This is a genomic window from Bradyrhizobium sp. 35 (genome assembly GCF_023073215.1).
In the GTDB taxonomy this organism is placed as follows: Bacteria; Pseudomonadota; Alphaproteobacteria; order Rhizobiales; family Xanthobacteraceae; genus Bradyrhizobium; species Bradyrhizobium canariense_D.
The window spans coordinates 701,577-720,720 of the sequence record NZ_JADPJC010000157.1; the positions used below are offsets into that span (position 1 = coordinate 701,577).

At 64.5% G+C, this 19,144-nt stretch carries 15 protein-coding genes; 6 read left to right on the forward strand and 9 right to left on the reverse strand.

What is annotated here, in order from left to right; all coding sequences use genetic code 11:
* Positions 1–102 precede the first annotated feature (102 nt).
* Positions 103–3,579 carry an indolepyruvate ferredoxin oxidoreductase family protein gene (locus IVB36_RS35550; RefSeq protein WP_247363501.1) on the forward strand — a complete coding sequence of 1,159 codons (3,477 nt, stop codon included), beginning with the start codon at positions 103–105 and terminating at the stop codon, positions 3,577–3,579.
* A gap of 205 nt (positions 3,580–3,784) precedes the next feature.
* Here IVB36_RS35550 and IVB36_RS35555 read toward each other — a convergent pair whose 3' ends face one another.
* From IVB36_RS35555 to IVB36_RS35570, 4 genes are all read right to left on the reverse strand, one after another.
* Entirely contained in the window at positions 3,785–5,509 is a 1,725-nt protein-coding gene (locus tag IVB36_RS35555) for an FAD-dependent oxidoreductase (RefSeq protein WP_247394621.1), read from the reverse strand.
* A gap of 59 nt (positions 5,510–5,568) precedes the next feature.
* Positions 5,569–6,588: a trypsin-like peptidase domain-containing protein gene (locus IVB36_RS35560; protein ID WP_085352074.1), complete on the reverse strand. Its 1,020-nt coding sequence runs from the start codon at positions 6,586–6,588 to the stop codon at positions 5,569–5,571.
* Positions 6,589–6,679: 91 nt separating this feature from the next.
* Positions 6,680–7,129 (reverse strand): hypothetical protein, encoded by a 450-nt coding sequence (locus tag IVB36_RS35565; RefSeq protein ID WP_018457169.1) that lies wholly within the window; start codon positions 7,127–7,129, stop codon positions 6,680–6,682.
* 7 nt (positions 7,130–7,136) lie between these two features.
* Complete coding sequence (locus tag IVB36_RS35570) at positions 7,137–8,735, reverse strand: GMC family oxidoreductase (RefSeq protein ID WP_247394624.1); 1,599 nt, start codon at positions 8,733–8,735, stop codon at positions 7,137–7,139.
* Positions 8,736–8,931: 196 nt separating this feature from the next.
* On the opposite strand from IVB36_RS35570, the gene IVB36_RS35575 reads away from it, so the two are divergent.
* On the forward strand, positions 8,932–9,720 hold the full coding sequence (locus IVB36_RS35575; protein ID WP_247394626.1) for a thermonuclease family protein: 789 nt from the start codon (positions 8,932–8,934) through the stop codon (positions 9,718–9,720).
* A 218-nt stretch (positions 9,721–9,938) separates the two neighbouring features.
* On the opposite strand, the gene cyoD is transcribed toward IVB36_RS35575, so the two are convergent.
* From cyoD to IVB36_RS35595, 4 genes are read right to left on the reverse strand one after another with little or no spacing between them, the layout of a single operon-like run.
* Positions 9,939–10,328 (reverse strand): cytochrome o ubiquinol oxidase subunit IV, encoded by a 390-nt coding sequence (gene cyoD / locus IVB36_RS35580; RefSeq protein WP_247394629.1) that lies wholly within the window; start codon positions 10,326–10,328, stop codon positions 9,939–9,941.
* Positions 10,325–10,966, reverse strand: coding sequence for a cytochrome (ubi)quinol oxidase subunit III (locus IVB36_RS35585; protein WP_018457173.1), 642 nt, complete (start codon positions 10,964–10,966; stop codon positions 10,325–10,327). The genes cyoD and IVB36_RS35585 overlap by 4 nt, the downstream gene beginning before the upstream one ends.
* Positions 10,966–12,966, reverse strand: coding sequence for a cytochrome o ubiquinol oxidase subunit I (cyoB, locus tag IVB36_RS35590; protein ID WP_085362444.1), 2,001 nt, complete (start codon positions 12,964–12,966; stop codon positions 10,966–10,968). The genes IVB36_RS35585 and cyoB overlap by 1 nt, the downstream gene beginning before the upstream one ends.
* Entirely contained in the window at positions 12,956–13,789 is an 834-nt protein-coding gene (locus IVB36_RS35595; protein WP_247394631.1) for a cytochrome ubiquinol oxidase subunit II, read from the reverse strand. The genes cyoB and IVB36_RS35595 overlap by 11 nt, the downstream gene beginning before the upstream one ends.
* A gap of 232 nt (positions 13,790–14,021) precedes the next feature.
* Between IVB36_RS35595 and IVB36_RS35600 the strand changes: the two genes are divergently transcribed.
* The 3 genes from IVB36_RS35600 to IVB36_RS35610 are packed head-to-tail and all read left to right on the forward strand — an operon-like array spanning position 14,022 to position 16,205.
* Positions 14,022–14,834, forward strand: a complete 813-nt coding sequence (locus tag IVB36_RS35600) for an SDR family oxidoreductase (RefSeq protein WP_085352071.1) — start codon at positions 14,022–14,024, stop codon at positions 14,832–14,834.
* A gap of 14 nt (positions 14,835–14,848) precedes the next feature.
* Entirely contained in the window at positions 14,849–15,403 is a 555-nt protein-coding gene (locus tag IVB36_RS35605) for a carboxymuconolactone decarboxylase family protein (RefSeq protein WP_247394633.1), read from the forward strand.
* Position 15,404: 1 nt separating this feature from the next.
* The gene (locus IVB36_RS35610) at positions 15,405–16,205 is read left to right on the forward strand and encodes an SDR family NAD(P)-dependent oxidoreductase (protein WP_085352069.1); all 801 of its coding nucleotides are present in this window, start codon (positions 15,405–15,407) and stop codon (positions 16,203–16,205) included.
* A gap of 168 nt (positions 16,206–16,373) precedes the next feature.
* On the opposite strand, the gene IVB36_RS35615 is transcribed toward IVB36_RS35610, so the two are convergent.
* Entirely contained in the window at positions 16,374–17,714 is a 1,341-nt protein-coding gene (locus IVB36_RS35615) for a sorbosone dehydrogenase family protein (RefSeq protein ID WP_247394689.1), read from the reverse strand.
* A 234-nt stretch (positions 17,715–17,948) separates the two neighbouring features.
* Here IVB36_RS35615 and IVB36_RS35620 point away from each other — a divergent pair, with 234 nt between their 5' ends.
* On the forward strand, positions 17,949–19,139 hold the full coding sequence (locus IVB36_RS35620; RefSeq protein WP_085362224.1) for a urate hydroxylase PuuD: 1,191 nt from the start codon (positions 17,949–17,951) through the stop codon (positions 19,137–19,139).
* Positions 19,140–19,144 lie beyond the last annotated feature (5 nt).

Genomic DNA, 19,144 nt, shown 5'->3' on the forward strand with positions numbered 1-19,144 from the left:
ATGCCCTTGACTGTCACAATTCGCGTCGCGCAGCCGCTCCTCCCTCCCGCAGCGCAAACCCCAAGTCGAATAAGAGCCGACCAAGAGACGAGGACTTCCGAAATGACGCTGATGCAGGTCGAGCTGGACGACAAATACCGGCTCGAATCGAAGCGGATCTTCCTGTCCGGCACGCAGGCGCTGGTCCGGTTGCCCATGTTGCAGCGCGAACGCGATCGACTTCAGGGCCTCAACACCGGCGGCTTCATCTCGGGCTATCGGGGCTCCCCGCTCGGCATGTACGACCACGCGCTGTGGCGCGCGAAGTCATACCTCCAGCAGCACGACATTGCCTTCGTCCCCGGCCTTAATGAGGACCTAGCGGCGACCGCCGTCTGGGGCAGCCAGCAGGTCGGCCTGTTTCCCGGCGCCAAGGTCGATGGCGTGTTCGGCATCTGGTACGGCAAGGGGCCCGGCGTCGATCGCTCGGTTGACGCGCTCAAGCATGCGAATGCCGCCGGCACCTCGCTGAATGGCGGCGTACTCGCGCTTGCCGGCGACGACCATGGCTGCCAATCCTCGACACTGGCACACCAGAGCGAGCAGGTCTTCGCAGCGGCGCTGATCCCCGTGATCAACCCGGCGACGCTGCAGGATTATCTCGACCTCGGCCTTTACGGTTTTGCGCTGTCGCGCTTCTCCGGCTGCTGGGTCGGCTTCAAGGCGATCAGCGAAACCGTGGAGAGTTCGGCGTCGATCTACAGTGATCCCGAACGCATCCAGATTAAGCTCCCCGACGATTTCGAGATGCCGCCCGGCGGCCTCAACATCCGCTGGCCCGATCCGCCGCTGGACGCAGAGAGGCGCCTGTTCGGCCCGAAGATGGCGGCGGTGCAGGCCTTTGCGCGCGCCAACCAGCTCGACCGCATCGTGCTCGACTCCAGGCCGGCACGGCTCGGCATCGTCGCGACCGGTAAGGCTTATCTTGATCTGCGGCAGGCGCTGGCCGATCTGGGCATTTCCGACAAGGACGCGGAGGACCTTGGCCTGCGCATCTACAAGGTCGCGATGACCTGGCCGCTGGAAGAAAGCGGGGCCAAGCGCTTCGCCGAAGGGCTTCAGGACGTGCTGGTGGTCGAGGAGAAGCGCGGTTTCATCGAAGACCAGCTGATGCGCATCCTCTACAATATCGATGCGTCCAGGCGCCCAACCGTTACCGGGAAGCGCGACGAACGCGGCGCGCCGCTATTGCCGAGCGAGGGCGAGCTGACGCCGACCATCGTTGCATCCGCACTGGTGGCGCGGCTGCGCAAGCTCGGCCACCACAGCCCAGTGCTGGAGCAGCGCCTCGCCCGGCTCGAGGCCTTCGACACTCCTGTTCCGGCCTCCGGGCAAATCAAGCTCGCGCGCACGCCGTTCTTCTGCTCGGGTTGCCCGCACAACACCTCCACGCGCGTGCCCGAGGGAAGCCGAGCCATGGCCGGCATCGGTTGCCACGGCATGGCTCTGAGCATGCCGACGCGCCGCACCGATCTGATCTCGCATATGGGCGCCGAGGGCGTGAACTGGATAGGACAAGCGCCCTTCACGACCGAGCAGCACATTTTCCAGAATCTCGGCGACGGCACCTACACCCATTCCGGGCTGCTCGCCCTTCGCGCGGCATCGGCCGCCGGCATCAGCATCACCTACAAGATCCTCTACAACGACGCCGTCGCGATGACCGGCGGCCAGCCGGCCGAGGGCGGCTTCAACGTCGCCCAGATCGCGCATCAGGTCTGGGCCGAGGGCGTCAAGCGGCTCGCGATCGTCTCGGACGATCCGACCAAATACCCTGACACCAACTACTTCCCGCAAGGCGCGACCGTCCATCATCGCCGCGAGCTCGACGCCGTGCAGCGCGAGCTGCGCGACATCCAGGGTCTTACGGTCGTGATCTACGACCAGACCTGCGCCGCGGAAAAGCGCCGCCGCCGCAAGCGCGGGCTCTATCCGGATCCCGCCAAGCGCGCTTTCATCAACGAGCTCGTCTGCGAAGGTTGCGGCGATTGCTCGCAAGCGTCGAACTGCGTCTCGGTGCAGCCGCTGGAGACCGAGTTCGGCCGCAAGCGCCAGATCGACCAGTCGAACTGCAACAAGGACTTCTCCTGCGTCGAGGGTTTTTGCCCGAGCTTCGTCACCGTGCACGGCGGCACGCTCAAGCGGATCAAGACCTCGGCGGTGGATTCAGGCCAGTTGTTTGCCGACCTGCCGCTGCCACCCGCGCGTGAGCTGGACGCATCCTACAACATCCTCGTCACCGGCATCGGCGGCACCGGCGTCATCACCATCGGCGCGCTGCTCGGCATGGCCGCCCATGTCGACGGCCGCGGCTGCTCGGCGCTGGACTTCACCGGCCTGTCGCAGAAGAACGGCGCGGTGATGAGCCATGTGCGCATCGCCGCGAAGCCGGAAGACATCTCCGCGGTCCGGATCACGACGGGCGGCGCCGACGTCATCCTCGGCTGCGACATGATCGTCTCGGCCGGTCCCTCCGCGCTCAGTCGCGCCGAGCGCGGAACGACGAAAGCGTATATCAACGCCGACCTGCAGCCGACCGCGAGCTTCGTGCAAAACCCCGACCTCGATTTCGAGATGGGGACGATGCAGACCGTGCTGCGCGACGCCGTCGGCGACAAGAACCTCGACATCATCGATGCCACCGGCATTGCCTCGGCACTGATGGGCGATTCGATCGCGACAAATCCCTTCATGCTCGGCTTCGCCTTCCAGAAGGGCGCAATCCCGCTGTCGCTGGAAGCGCTGCTTCGCGCCATCGAGATCAACGGCGCCGCGATCGAAATGAACAAGCTCGCCTTCACCTGGGGACGCCTCGCCGCCCACGACATGTCGCGGGTGCGGAGCGTGCTGCAATTCAGGAGCCGAACCTCCGCGCCGACAAAGTCGCTCGACGACATCATCGCAACGCGCGCGGAGTTTTTGACCGGCTATCAGGACAGGGCCTACGCCGATCGCTACCTCGCCGCCGTCGCCAAGGTGCGCAAGGCGGAAGCAGCAACCTCGCCTGCTAGCACGGAGCTGACCGAGGCTGTCGCGAAAAACCTGTTCAAGCTGATGTCCTATAAGGACGAATACGAAGTCGCGCGGCTTTACACCGATGGCAGCTTCTCCAAGAAAGTCTCGGAGAAATTCGACGGCGACTTCAAGCTGAAGTTCTATCTGGCCCCGCCGATCTTCGCGCAGCGCGACAAGACGACGGGACACCTCCAGAAGAAGGAATTCGGCGGCTGGATGATTCACGCCTTCCGCCTCCTCGCCGGGCTGAAGTTCCTGCGTGGCGGCGCGTTCGACCCGTTCGGCCGCACCGAGGAGCGCCGCACCGAGCGGAAGCTGGTCGCGGATTATTTCGACATGATCGATCAGCGCATCGCCGGGCTGAAAGCGGAGCAGATCCCGCTGCTGACGAGGCTCGCGCGGCTGCCGGAGACGATCCGCGGCTTCGGGCATGTCAAGGAAGCCAACATCAAACTGGCGGCGGCGGAGAAGGCGCGGCTGGAAGCAGAACTGGAGAACAGCCGCTTTGCTGCGGCTGCGGAGTAGCGGAAGACTGGCGCTACATTCTCGGTGTCATCGCCCGCAAAGGCGGGCGATCCAGTACTCCGAGGCGGTTGTGATTAGTCCGATGGGCTGCGGCGTACTGGATGTCCCGCCTGCCGCCTACGCTAAAGCTTCGGCGCGCCCAGACTTCGACCTCGGCGAAGCCTTGGCGTAGCCGGGTCGCGGGGCATGACAGCGGTGGAAATGGCTAGACCAACGCTGTGGCCGCACTCGCCCCGGCCACACTCCCCTCCGCCAGATGCCTTCCTGCGATGTACCCGAACGTCAGTGCCGGTCCCAACGCGATCCCCGGCCCGGGACAATTGCCGTTCATGATCGAGCCCATGTCGTTGCCGCAGGCGTAGAGGCCCGCAACCGGCGTGCCGTCCTCGCGCAATACGCGCGCCTGGGCATCCACCTTCATGCCGATCGCCGTGCCGAGATCGGCCGGATAAATCCGCATCGCAAAGAACGGCGCGTAGAGGATGGGCGCGACGCAAGGGTTCGGCTTGTGGCTGATATCACCAAGGTGTCGCTGAGAGATGGTGCTGCCGCGACCGAACTCGGGATCGCGGCCGTCCTTCGCATCGGAATTGTAGTTTGCGATCGTCGCCGCGAGTATCGACGGCTTGATGCCGATCTTCGCTGCGACCTGCGCGATATCAGCGGCCTCGACCAACTCGCCGCTCGCCACATAGCGTCTGATATTGCGGGTGAACGGCATGATGCGGCCTAGGCCGTAACTCCACAGGAACGGACGGTCGCAGATCAGATAGAACGGCCGGTCCGATTCGCCGTCACCGTCACGCAGCATCGCGAGCACGAACTCGTGGTAGGACAGCGCCTCGTTGGCGAAGCGCCGGCCGGCCGCATTGACCGCGATCACGCCGGGCTTGGCGCGGTCGGTCGCTGTATGCGGGAAAACACCACGGCTTCCATCGGCACGCCGGAACAGCGAGGCCGGCACCCAATAGGCCGGGCTCGTCGCATCCGTGTTGAGCGCTGCGCCGGTTACAGTCGCGAGGCGGAGCCCGTCACCCGTGGCGGACGGGTGGGTCGCCGAGATGAATCCGGCAGCGGGTGGGAAGAAGCGCTTGCGCAAGGTTGCGTCGTGCGAAAAGCCGCCGGTCGCCAGCACCACACCGCGCCGCGCGGCGATCAGGCGATCGCGCGAGCCATGACGGATAATTACCCCGCCGACCCGCTCGCCCTGCGTGGACAGGCCTTCGACGTCCGCACTGAAGAGGATCTCGACCTGCCGGGCCAGCAGCGAGGCATACAGCCGTGCGGCGAGTGCGTTGCCAAGCTGCAGCGTCGTGCCGCGCGGGCCGCGCAGCCGCTGCCACGCATGCTCCGAAACCAGCCGCGCCGCGCGAAGAGTCGAGCGCAGCGATCTTCCGGCCCGGTGCAAATGCGGGATGTCGAGGCGGTTGACCATCATCCCGCCGAACAGCGTGAACTCCGGCACCGGCGCGCGCAGCCGCGCGAATGCGGCCCCCAGCCGCGTGCCGTCGAAGACGACCGGCTCGAGCACGCGCCCGCCCGGCGTCGCGCCCAATCGCTCCGGATAATAGTCCGGACACGCTTCCACCGGCTGGAGCCGCACTTGCGTGTTGGCTTCGAGATAGGTGACCGCCTCCGGTCCGCGCGCGAGGAAAGCGGCGCGGAGGCCCGCATTGGCGGGCTCCGGCACTGTGCTCGACAAATATTGCACGGCGTCCGTTACGCTATCGGAGAGCCCCGCCTCTTCCATCTTGGCATTGGCGGGAATCCAGACCGTGCCATCGGACCACGCGGTGGTGCCGCCGACGAAAGCGGTCTTCTCGATCACCAACACGCGCAGGCCTTCGGCGGCGGCGACGGCCGCGGCCGTCATGCCACCGGCACCGGCGCCGACGACGATGACATCGTAGGTCTCATGCGCCGGCATCATGCGGCGGGGTTCCCGAAGCGAGGCATGACACCGTCATACCCCGCTTAGGCGCCCACACGCTAGCGGGCCGGCTTGCGCTCGACCGGGTCGATATCGATCGCCCGCAGACGGCCGAGCCGCAGGACGTCCATGGCGAGCCGCCGGCCGATCCGGTCGCGGTCGAGCACACGGATCAGATCGTCGACGCCGTTGATCTCGACGCCGTCGAGGCCGATGACGACATCGCCGGACAACAGGCCCGCCTTCGCCGCCGGCCCGTCCGGCTCGATCTGCGCCAGCAGCGCGCCCATCTTGTTCTCGACACCCGCCAGCAACGCGTGCCGCCGCGGGATCGGCGCGGTCTGGCCGGCCACGCCGATATAGGCGCGACGGACATAGCCGTGGCGGATGATCTCCGACAGCACGAATTGCGCGGTGTTGCTGGCGACCGCGAAGCAGATGCCTTGCGCGCCGTTAATGATGGCGGTGTTGATGCCGATCACCTCGGCATTCGACGATACCAGCGGGCCACCGGAATTGCCGGGGTTGAGCGCAGCGTCGGTCTGGATCACGTCCTCGATGGTGCGGCCACTGACCGAGCGGATCGAACGCCCGAGCGCCGAGACCACGCCGGCGGTGACGGTCGATTCAAAGCCGAGCGGATTGCCGATCGCGATCACGAGCTGGCCCCGCCGCAAGGTCTTGGAGTTGCCGAGCGCCGCATAGGGCAAGTTCCTCACGCCATTGGCGCGAAGCAGCGCAAGATCAGTGTCGGGATCGACGCCGAGCACCCGGGCGTCGCCGACATGGCCCTCGACGTCGCGCAGCCGGATCTCCTTCGACGAGCCGACCACGTGGCTATTGGTGAGAACGAGCCCGTCCGGCGAGATCACGATGCCCGAGCCGAGCCCGCCGCGCTCGCGGCCGTTCGGCACCTTTGGCCCGGTCTCGACGCGCACGACGGCGGGACCAACGCGGTCGGTCACGTCGATCACGGCATTGGAATAGGCGTCCAGCAGGGCCCGGTCGTTGCCCGGGACAGCCGCTGTCGCTCGCGATGACGATCCGTCATCGGCGATATCTGAGGTAAAATCCAACATGGCAACAGTCCTTGGGGCTCACACAGATGGTGGCCTGCTCCGTGAGGCGCAAGGGACCCGTCCAAGGCGCAAGGCTGGACTGCCCAGGTGGCTAGGGCGCCCGTCGCAGCGTGCCGGCCCTTGCCTTGACCGGGTCGAGCAGCGACCAGTCGCCATCCGGCAGCACATGGCCCTTGGGAAAAGGTGCGCGCGGCTCGATCCCGAGCGAGCCCAGCACACGGTCGTCGCGGTAGTAGCATTGCAGCACCACACGGACGAGCGTCGCGGCAGCCGGGCCGCCATGCCTGCGAAACTCCTGCGCCACCGCATCGCGCCTGGCAGCATCGAGCTCGGCCAACGGTTGGCCAGCAAGCCGCGCCAGATGGTCGAGCGCCGCCACCACCAGTTTGCTGTCCCGTCCCAACGTCGCCAGCATGTCAGCCTGGATCGCGGGATCGTCGGCGCCGGGCACCTTGTACTCTTCGCTGGCGGGAACGATCATCGCGGCGATGGCTCGGAGGTCGTCGCGCTGGGCGCGTGTCAGTTGGTTGTCTGCGGACATGATGGCCTCAGTCGAAGAGATTGGCGAGGCGCTGCTTCATCTGGTCGGCGATGTAGAGCGCGAGGGCCTGGATGGTGGACGTTGGGTTCACGCCTCCTGAGGTGACGAAGATGCTGCCGTCAACGATGAAGAGGTTCTTCACATCGTGCGAGCGGCCCCATTCGTTGACGACGGAGCGTTCGGGGTCGGTGCCCATGCGTGCCGAGCCGAGCAGGTGCCAGCCGCCCCACGGGATCGGCGAGTTGACGCAGATGTCGCTCGCCCCCGCGGTTTCGAGAATCTCCCGCCCGCGCGCCAGCGCATGCTCCATCATCTTCCGGCTGTTCTCGCTGATCGTGTAGTCGATCTTCGGCGCGGGAATGCCGTGGCTGTCCTTCAAGACCGGATCGAGCGTGACCTGGTTATGCTCCTCCGGCAGGTCCTCGCAGATCGCGGAAAACCCGATCCGGTGGCCGTTGAGCTTGCGGAAGACGCGGTGATGATCGGCGCCCCACGGCAGAATGCCCTTCTGCTCGCTCACGATAGCCTCGAACACCGGCCCCGCGCCGCGCACGAACTGAACGCCATAGCCGCGCACGAAGCCGCGCGACAGGTCCGTGTCATACCATTCCTTGCTCCACAGGCAGGTCGGCGGCGCGCGGTTGCTATCGGTCGGCTCCTTCACATAGCCGTAGATCTGCGCATAGGGATGGAACATCAGGTTCTTGCCGACGAGGCCGGACGAATTGGCAAGCCCGTTCGGAAAGCGGTTCGATGCCGAATTCAGCAGCAGCCGCGGCGTGCCGACTCCGTTGCAGGCGACGATAACGACATGCGCCGGCTGAAACTGCTCGACGCCGTCCTTGTCGTAATAGACCACGCCGGTGGCCATGCCGCTCTCGTCGGTGGTAATCTCGCGCACACGGCAGTGCGTACGCAGCTCGACACCGGCGCGGACCGCATGCGGCCAATAGGTGATGTCGGTCGAGGATTTGGCGCCTTGCGCGCAGGCCGGCGTGCAATGGCCGAGATTGATGCAGCGCGCGCGGCCCTCGTAGTCCATGGTCGCGACCGTCGTATCCGACGGCCACCAGTGCCAGCCAAGCTTGTTCATGGTCTTGCCGATGATCGCACCCGACAATCCCATCGGCTGTGGCGGCATCGGCGGATGCGTCAGCGGCGAGAGCGGGTCGCCCGACAGGCCAGACGTGCCCATCATCCGGTCGTTCTCTTCGAAGAACGGGGTCAGCGCGTCGTAATCGATCGGCCAGTCGTCGGCGACGCCGTCGAGCGTCCTCACCATGAAATCGGAGGGATGCAGCCGCGGCCAGTGCGCGGTGTACATCACCGTCGAGCCACCGACCGCATTGTAGTTGACGACCTTGATCGGCGAATTGTCGTCGTTGATCGGATAGTCCTCGGGCCGGCCGCGGACGTTGGGGCTTGACGACCACTCGCCGTAGAATTTGGCCTCCCAGTCCCGGCCCGTGCTGGGATATTCCGCCGGGTTCATCCAGCCGCCCTGCTCCAGGCAGAGAATATGCATCTTGGTCTCGGCCAGCGACCATGCCACCGCCGCGCCTGAAGCGCCGGCGCCGATGATCAGGACGTCCACAGGGTCATTCATCACAAATTTTTCCTCCCTTCGCCGCTTCCCGGGCGATTCGGCCTCCGCTCCACGAGGCCGGCGAACGATAGGATCAGAGCTGCGGCCGAGTAAAGCCACGAGGCCCCAATGTCGCACTTCGCGGGGCGCAGACCATTGGTATCGCCACATCCGGATGCTAGGAACAAGGCGCACGAGCCATCGATAGCGAGACCTTATGTCCTTCCGAAAATCCTTTGCCAACGCCCGCGCTTTTGCGTTCGTTTGCTTTCTCGCCCTGTCCGGATTTCTGGGCACCTCCGGCCCCGCCTCGGCGCTGACCGCCGCCGCGACGGTCCGCGACGGCAACGCCATCCAGCTCGGCGACGTCACCTACCGACTCGACGGCGTCGACGCACCCGAGCTGGACCAGGTCTGCATCGACGACCACGCCGATCCCTGGACCTGCGGGGTCGAGGCCCGCGACCAGCTCGCCAAGCTGATTGGCAAGCGATCGGTGCGTTGCGACGATGTCGGACCGGAAAAGAGTTTTGGCAAGCGGCACCGCGCGATCTGCACGGCCGAAGGCGACAAGACCAGCTTGAACGAGCAGCTCGTCAAGCTGGGCTATGCCATCGCCCGCGAGCCGGTCAAGGCGAACGTCAAGTCGGCCGCGGCCGATGCGAAATCAACCTCGGCCGGAATTTGGAAGGGCTGCTTTGTTGCACCGCAAGAATTCCGCACCGGCAAGAAGGACGGCGCGCTCCTGGGCGCCGCCTGCCGCGCCGACCGCGACAAGGAGATTCGCGCGGTGTTGTTTCCCGAGGATCTGACGATGCCGCCGAGCTGTGGCATCAAGGGCAAGCTTGCGGTGCGCGCGCGCGTGACCGGCAATATCGGCATCTACCATTTACGGGGCTGCCCGAGCTACCCCGCGACCACCAAGCCGGACCGCTGGTTCTGCTCGGAGGACGACGCCCAGGCTGCGGGCTTCCGCAAGGCCTACAATTGCCGGCGGCCAAAATAGCGAAGCTCATCACGCAGCCGTGAGCGGCAGCCGAAGACAGTATTCATCCGGAATTGAACTCTATCGGGAGTTGCTGCATTTGTAAGCGTACGCGAGCGCTTTGCGCGAGCGTTTCTTTAGCGGCAATCCGGCTCCGGCCCGATTGCTTTGCTCGGGCGTTTCCTCCCTAGCTTGGGCCGCTTGTCACAACAAGCGGCTCTTCTTTTTTGCACAATGCGCTAGCGGCGCATCGGCATGATCTGATCCATGGCCGGCATGTTCGCGTTCAGATGCGCCATGATCCAGACGGTGCCACCGACCACCAGGAACACCACCAGCAGCCCGAAGGCGAGCGCCAGCACGTTGTTGGTATTATCGGGGCCGGTGGTGATGTGCAGGAAGAACACGAGATGCACGCCCATTTGCGCGATCGCCAGCACGATCAGCGCGACGGGAATCGAAGGCTGCCAGACCAGATCCGTGCCCGCGATTAAGAACGACGTCGCCGTCAGCAGCAACGCGAGAACAAGACCGACCACGTAGCCGAGGATGCGCGTCCCGACACTGTGTTGCTCCTCATCGCCCGGCGCAAGATCATGGCCGGCCGGCATATGCGTCTGATCGCTCATACGCCACTCCCAAGCAAATAGACGACGGAGAAAACTCCGACCCAGACGATGTCGAGCGCGTGCCAGAACAGCGCAAAGCACATCATCCGGCGCAGCACGTCGGCACGAAAACCTTTTGCGAAGACCTGGGCCATCATGGTGAGCAGCCACAATATGCCGGCGGAGACGTGGAGGCCATGGCAGCCGACGAGGGAGAAGAACGAGGTCAGGAAAGCGCTGCGCGATGGGCCATAGCCGCGGGCAACGAGATCAGCGAATTCGCGAAACTCAATGACCAGAAAGATGAGGCCGAGCAAACACGTCACGGCCATCCCGAGATAGAACCACAGCCGGTTGCGCACATCGGCCGCGATGCTCGCCATGCCACACGTGAAGCTTGACAGCAGCAGGCAGACCGTCTCGATCGCGACGTTTCGCGGCTCGAATATCTCCGAACCCTTCGGGCCGCCGGCGGTCTGGTCGGCCAGCACCGCGTAGGCCGCAAAGAAGCAGGAGAACATCACGATGTCGGAGAGCAGGAAGATCCAGAAGCCATAGGCGGTCACGATGCGCTTCGGCGCCGGCCCGGGATGCTCGATAACGAGGCCGATGTGATGGGGATCGGCGTGCGCTCGGCCGGCGGTCGCGGTCATTGACATCAGACTGTCCCCGCCATGCTGACGAGGCTGCGCCGCTCCTCGAGGTTGACGCGGTCTATCGCCGCGACCTCCTCGGCCGGAATGACGTATTCGTCATGGTCGCGCCAGGCGAACACGACGAATGTCGCGAACGCACCGATACCGCCCAAAATCACCATCCACCAGATGTGCCAGATCAGCGCAAAGCCCATGACGGTGGCGAAGAACGCGCAGACGAACCCGGTCGGCGAGTTCCTGGGCATCTCGATGTCATGATACTCGGGCGCATCATGATCGAGCGATTGCTGCTTGGCATGAGCCTTCATGTCCCAATAGGCATCCTCGCCGCGCACATCGGGATTGAAAGCGAAGTTGAAAACGGGTGGCGGCGACGACGTCGCCCATTCCAGCGAGCGGCCGTCCCAGGGATCGCCAGTGCGGTCGCGCAGGGCCTCGCGGTTGCGGATGCTGACCACGAGCTGCACGATCTGGCAGATCACGCCGATCGTCAGCACGGCCATGCCGACCGCTGCAACCAGCATCCATGGCCGCCACGCCGCGACGTCATAGTGCTGCATGCGCCGCGTCATGCCCAGCATGCCGGCGACGTAGAGCGGGATGAAGGTGACGTAGAAGCCGAGGAAAGTGAACCAGAATGCGAGCTTGCCCCAGCGGTCGTTGAGGCGAAAGCCGAACGCCTTCGGGAACCAGTACTCGAAGCCGGCGAAGGCGCCGAACAGCACGCCGCCGATGATGACGTTGTGGAAGTGCGCGACCAGAAACATGCTGTTGTGGAGAATGAAATCGGCCGGCGGCACCGCGACCAGCACGCCCGTCAATCCGCCGATGATGAAGGTGACCATGAAGCCTATCGACCACAGCATCGGCGTCTCGAAGCGGATGCGTCCGCCATACATCGTGAACAGCCAGTTGTAGATCTTCACTCCCGTCGGTATCGCGATGATCATGCTGGCAATGCCGAAGATAGCGTTGACGTCGGGACCCGCTCCCATCGTGAAGAAGTGATGCAGCCAGACCATGAAGGAGATGACGCAGATCGCCATGGTCGCCAGCACCATCGAGCGATAGCCAAACAGCGCCTTGCCGGAGAAGGTCGAGACCACCTCGGAGAAGATGCCGAAGGCCGGCAGAACTAGGATGTAGACCTCGGGATGCCCCCAGGCCCAGATCAGGTTCATGAACATCATGACATTCCCGCCGGCCTCATTGGTAAAGAAGTGGAAGCCGAGATAGCGGTCGAGCAGCAGCATCGCGAGGGTGGCGGTCAAAATCGGGAAAGCCGCGACGATCAGGAGGTTCGAGGCCAGTGTGGTCCAGCAGAACATCGGCATGCGCAGATAGTTCATGCCTTTGGTGCGCAGCTTCAGCACCGTCGTCACGAGATTGATGCCGGCCACCAACGTGCCGACGCCGGAGATCTGCAGCGACCATGCGTAATAATCGACGCCGACGCCCGGCGAGTAGGACAGTTCCGACAGCGGCGGAAAGGCGAGCCAGCCGGTGCGGGCGAACTCGCCGATCACGAGCGAGAGATTGACCAGCAGCGCACCGGTCGCGGTCAGCCAGAAGCCGACCGAATTGAGCGTCGGGAAAGCGACATCTCGTACGCCAAGCTGGAGCGGCACGATGAGATTCATCAGTCCGATCACGAACGGCATCGCCACGAAAAAGATCATGATGGTGCCGTGCGCGGAGAATATCTGGTTGTAGTGCTCCGGCGGCAGATAGCCTTGCGACTGGTAGGCGACCGCCTGCTGAATCCGCATCATGATGGCGTCGCTGCCGCCGCGCAGCAGCATCACCGAGGCCAGCAGGATGTACATCACGCCGATCCGCTTGTGGTCGACGCTGGTGATCCACTCGTGCCAGAGATAGGGCAGATGCCCCTTCACCACGACCCAGGCCAGCACGCCGAGAATCCCGACCAACACCACGGCGCCTGCGATCAGCGGTATCGGCTGATCGAACGGAATGGCCGACCAATCGAGCTTACCGAGCATCATCGCCTCCACTGTGCGACCGGCCTGCTTCGGATGCGAGCTCCGGACCGGGTCCTGGCGGAATGTGCTGGGTCGCGATCAGGTCGAACAGTCGGGGATCGTCGAGCCTGTAGCTTGGCCTGCCTTTTTCGATGCCCTGCTGCATCAACTTCTTGTAGCTGTCCTCATTGAGGACGGCATCGCTCTTCGCCGTGGTCGCGACCCAGTCCGGAAAGGCGAGCGGCGAGACCACGTTGACGTCGAACATCATGTCCGGAAATCCGTCGCCGGAAAAATGCGCCGACAGTCCCTGCAGCTTGCCTTCGTTGTCGGCGCGTAGGTTCAGCTTCGTCACCATGCCGTTCATGGTGTAGATCATGCTGCCGAGCTGCGGGATGAAGAAGGTGTTCATCACGCTCGAGGACGTCAGCTGGAAATTCAGCTCGGCGCCTGCCGGCACCGTCAGCGTATTGACGGTGGCGATGCGCTGGTCCGGATAGATGAAGAGCCATTTCCAATCGAGCGAGACGGCCTGGATGCGAACCGGGCTGCCGGTGCCGGGCACGGGCGCCGCGGGATCGAGCTGGTGCGAGCCGATCCAGGCGACGCCGCCGAGCAGGATCACGGTGAGCGCGGGGATCGCCCACACCACCATCTCGACGCGCCCGGAATAGACGAAGTCGGGCTGAAACTTTGCTTTGGGATTCGAGGCGCGAAACCAGAACGCAAAGGCCAAAATCGCGAAAATGGTCGGCACCACGATCGCGAGCATGATGAAGACGGAATCGACCAGGATGGTGCTGTTGGCCGCAGCCACAGGCCCTTGTGGATCGAGCAGATTCATCGGCAAGCCACTGGCGTTTGGGAAGCCCCGGGACAGAGCCTAGCGCGGGAAAGGCTCCGCAACAAACGCGATTGCGTGAGGTCGGTTCCTAACGGCGCGGGTCGATCGTTCGCCCTTCTCGCGCGGCGGCATGCAATTCCATGCGATGTCAATGACATGAAAGCGGGAGCCGGCCCTTCTCGCCGCTCCGCGCGATTGCTAGACTGCACGAAAATATTTGGGATGAAACGACATGCAGGGGCCCGAGGACGATCCCGGTCTCGCCGGCAAGGTGGCGCTGGTCAGCGGCGGGGGCGCTGCGGGCGACGGCATAGGCAACGGCCGCGCCGCCGCAATTCTACTGGCTCGCGCCGGCGCCAAAGTGCTGGTGGCCGATCGCGATCTCAAGCTCGCCGAACGCACCGTGGAGATGATCGCAGCCGAAGGCGGCACGGCCGCGGCGCATGGCGGTGACGTCACCAGGGAGAGCGATTGCAAGACACTGGTCGAAGCCGCGCTCGACCGCTGGGGCCGGCTCGATTTCCTCGACAACAATGTCGGCATCGGGAGCCGCGGCAGCGTGGTCGACGAAGCGCCCGAGCAATATCGCCGCGTCATGCAGGTCAATGTCGAGAGCATGTTCCTGCTCTCCAAGCACGCGATCCCTGCGATGATCCGGACCGCGCAGGGCGGTGCGATCGTCAACATCTCCTCGATCTCGGCGCTGCGGCCACGCGGGCTCACGAGCTATACGACCTCGAAGGCCGCCATCATCGGTCTCACCCGCGCGATGGCGGTCGATCACGGCCGCGAGAACATCCGCGTCAACTGCATCTGTCCCGGGCCGATGTACACGCCGATGGTCTATGCCCGCGGCATGAGTGAGCAGGCTCGCGTCCAGCGGGAAAAGGCATCCTTGCTGAAAACGGAAGGCACCGGCTGGGACGTCGGCCATGCCGTCAAATTCCTGCTCAGCAATTTTGCGCGCTACATCACCGGCCAGGTGCTGGTGGTCGACGGCGGCGTGACGCTACAAGCCCCCGAACGTGAATCACAAGAACACTGAAAGGAACATCAGGGATGGCTCGCCTGCCCTATCTCGAGGCCGACCAGGTCGCGCCCGAATATCGCGACATGCTCAAGCACAACACCAATCTGCACAAGCTGCTGATCAATTCGCCGGATATGGCGCGCGCCTTCAACGGCATCGGCGGCTACATCCGCTTCAAGAGCAAGCTCGATCCGCGCCTGCGGGAGCTTGCGATCCTCCAGGTCGGCTGGATGGAGAAGTCGGAATACGAGTTCACTCATCACGTGAAGATCGGCAGGGAGTTCGGCGTCACCGATGATGACATCGCCGGCCTGATGGCTGAGACCGAGAGCAAGCCCTCGACGCTCGAGCCACAGGCCAAGGCGATCCTGAAAGGTGCCCGCGAGATGGTACGCGAACTCGCGATCTCGGACGGGACCTTTGCAGAGATCAAGCAGCACCTCTCGGACGAACATATGGTCGACCTCGTGCTGACCATCGCCTTCTATTGCGGCGTGGTGCGTGTGCTCGCCACCATGAAGATCGACAACGAGCCATATTACAAAGAGGTACTCCAGCAGTACCCGATTCCGGGAGTGAACTAACATGCGCTTGAAGGACAAGGTTGCGGTCGTTGTGGGCGCCGGGCAGAGCCCGGGCGAAGGCATGGGCAACGGCCGCGCCACGGCGCTGACCTTCGCGCGCGAGGGCGCCAAGGTGTTGTGCGTCGATCATCATCTGGAATCAGCGCAGGAAACCGCCGCCATGATCGCCGCGCAGCATGGCACGGCAGCGGCGTTCAGGGCCGACGTCACAAAGTCTGCCGACATCAAGGCAATGGTCGCGGAGGCACAGGCGCGCTGGGGCCGGATCGACGTGCTGCACAACAATGTGGGCGTCAGCCTGTCCGGCGGCGACGCCGAGCTGCTGCAAATCACCGAGGAGGCGTTCGACCGCGTCGTCGCGATCAATCTGAAGAGCTGCATTCTGGCGGCGAAAGAGGTGATCCCGATCATGCGCGCGCAAGGAAGCGGCGTGATCATCAACATCTCCTCGATGGCGGCGATCACCACCTACCCTTACGTCGCCTACAAGGCGACGAAATCGGCGATGATCGCCTTCACCGAACAGCTCGCCTACCAGAATGCGGAATACGGCATCCGCGCCAACGTCATCCTGCCGGGCCTGATGAACACGCCGATGGCCGTCGACACCCGGGCCCGCGAATGGCACAAGACCCGCGCCGAAGTCGAAGCCGAGCGCGACAGCAAGGTGCCGCTGCGCAAGAAGATGGGCACGGGGTGGGACGTCGCGAATGCCGCGCTGTTCCTGGCCTCGGACGAGGCGAATTTCATCACCGGTGTGACGTTGCCGGTGGATGGCGGAGCGAGTGTGAGACGGGGGTAGACATCCTAAGCACGCTGCTCTTCCTTCTCCCCTTGCGGGAGAAGGTGGCGCGAAGCGCCGGATGAGGGGTTTCTCTCCGCACACGCAGAGGAGTTCGCCGATAGAACCTCACTCGTCCCGCCGCTGCGCGGCGAGCCACCCTCTCCCGCAAGGGGCGAGGGTACACCTTCATCGCGGCACGCTTGTCACCCGCCAGATCGTCCCGTTGCCGTCCTCCGACACCAGCAGCGATCCGTCCTTCGCCACGGCAACTCCGACCGGCCGCCCCCACACCTCGGTATCGCTCACCACAAACCCCGTGACGAAATCTTCGTACTCGCCGGTCGGCTTGCCGTCCTTCATCCGGATGCGGATCACCTTGTAGCCGGTGCGCTTCGACCGGTTCCAGGAGCCGTGCTCGGCCGCGAAAGCATCGCCCTGGTATTCGGACGGAAACTGCGCGCCCTGATAGAAGGTCATGCCGAGCGAGGCCGAGTGCGGCTGCACCAGCACATCGGGTACCGTCACCTTGTCCTTGAGGTCCGGCCGCGCTCCGGCGTGACGCGGGTCTTCGTTGCCGCCGATATAGAACCACGGCCAGCCGTAGAACGCGCCCTCCTTCACGCTCGTCACATAGTCAGGCACGAGATCGTCGCCAAGCCCGTCGCGCTCGTTGGTCGAGCACCAGGGCAGCCCGGTCTGCGGCTGGATCGCAAGACCGACACAGTTGCGGATGCCGGTGGCGTAGATCTTCCGCTCCTTGCCCTCGGGGGTAAAGGCGAGCACGGTCGCGCGCTCGGTTTCGCTCGCCCAGGCTGCGCCGAGCGGTTGCGCCTTCGACCAGGCTTCCAGGCCACCTGGCGGCGTGCCCATGCCCTCGGCGACGTTGCTGAGCGAGCCGACCGACACCAGCATGCGCTTGTTGTCGGGCGTAAAGACGATGTCGCGGGTGGAATGACCGCCGTCATGGGGCGGGCTTGCCACGATCGTCTCCGCCTTGCCGCGCGCCTTGAGATCGCCGGCCTGATAGGGAAAGCGGACGACGCTGTCGGTGTTGGCGACGTAGACCCATTGCGGATTGTCGCCGTTCGGGAAGAAGGCGATGCCGAACGGCTGCCTCATTCCGGCAGCGAAGACCTCGTTGGTCGCGGCCTTGCCGCCATCGCCGGCGCGCAACACGCGGATGTTGCCCGCGCGCGTCTCGGCGACGAAGACATCGCCGTTCGGCGCCACGCGCACGATGCGCGGGGCGCGCAGGCCCTCGGCGAACAGCTCGATCTTGAAGCCGGCCGGAACCTGAAGCGCCCCCTCCGACGGGCGCGGCACCACGCGCGACGAACTCGCAACCGACCGCGTGGCGCCGGGCCTGACCAGATCCTGCGGCCGGATCAACCTGACCGTGCCGGGCTTGTCGGCCTGCCAATCGCCGTAGGCGTCCTTGCCTTGCAGCACCGCCTCAGCCTGTGCGCAGGTCGCGACCGCGGCCAGCCATCCCGCGGACATCGCCGCGAATGAAATCCTGTTCTTCAAATCGTTTCCTCCCGGCCTTCACGTATTGCGCATCAACGCCGATCGACGCGCAAACGTTCTGCGACAGGTCAAATGCCTGCCGAATCCCACGTCAGCTCATGCCCGCACGATGTGCATCAGCCGCAGCCCATCGTACTGGAAAATGCGGCTGATCGGTGCGACACATTGTAAGGGCGGCACCGCCGGTAGCGGTCATGAAGCTGCGGCATTGGAGTCGCATCCGTTGGGGTGATCATGTGGGGATCCATCATATCGGAATGGGCGAGCCTGCTGCTCCGCTGGCTGCACGTGGTCGCCGCGATTGCCTGGATCGGCAGTTCCTTCTATTTCATCGCCCTCGACCTCAGCCTCAGGCCTGACAGCAAGCTGCCGGAGGGCGTCCAGGGCGAGGCCTGGCAGGTCCATGGCGGCGGCTTCTACCGGATCATGAAATATCTGGTCGCGCCCGCGCAGATGCCGGACGAGCTGACCTGGTTCAAATGGGAGGCCTACACCACTTGGCTGTCCGGCTTCGCGCTGATGGTGGTGGTGTATTATCTCGAGGCCGATTTGTTCCTGGTCGACAAGTCGATCCTCGATCTCACGCCATTCCAGGCCGGCCTGTTCAGCCTCTGCAGCCTCGCGCTGGCGTGGCTGCTCTATGAAGGCGCCTGCCGTACCGGGCTGGCGCAGCGCGAGCTGCCCTTCGCGATCGGCGGCTATCTGTTCCTGGTCGCGTTGACCTATGCTTTCACCCACGTGCTGAGCGGGCGCGGTGCCTTCAACCAGATCGGGGCGATCATCGGCACCATCATGGTTGCCAACGTCTTCGCGCTGATCATCCCGAACCAGAAGAAGATCGTAGCCGCCCTTCTCGCAGGGCAGGCGCCCGATCCGAAGCTCGGCAAGACCAGCAAGGAGCGCTCGGTCCACAACAACTATCTGACGCTGCCTGTCGTCGTGTTGATGATCAGCAACCACTATCCCCTGCTCTATGCCACCCGCTTCAACTGGATCATCGTCGCAATCATCCTGGCGCTCGGCCCCGTGATCCGCCATTTCTTCAACGAGCGGCACGCCGGGCGCAAATCGCCGTGGTGGGTGTGGGGCGTCGCAGCGGTCGGCGTGATCGCGATCCTGTTCCTCTCGGCGGCCGGCCCGCGCGAGGTCAAGACAAGCGCGCTGTCGGCGCAGCCGACGCTTGCCAATGTCGAGGAGATCGTGATGTCCCGCTGCAGCATGTGCCACGCCGCCGAACCGGTCTGGGCCGGCATCGTCACCGCGCCGAAGGGCATATTGCTGGACGCGCCCGAGCACATCCATCGCAACATCCGCCTGATCGGCCGCGTCGCCGCCTGGTCCAATGCAATGCCGCCGGGCAACATCACCGAAATGACCAGCGAGGAGCGCGCCATCCTCGCCGCCTATATCGAGCAGGCGCGCTGACGCCA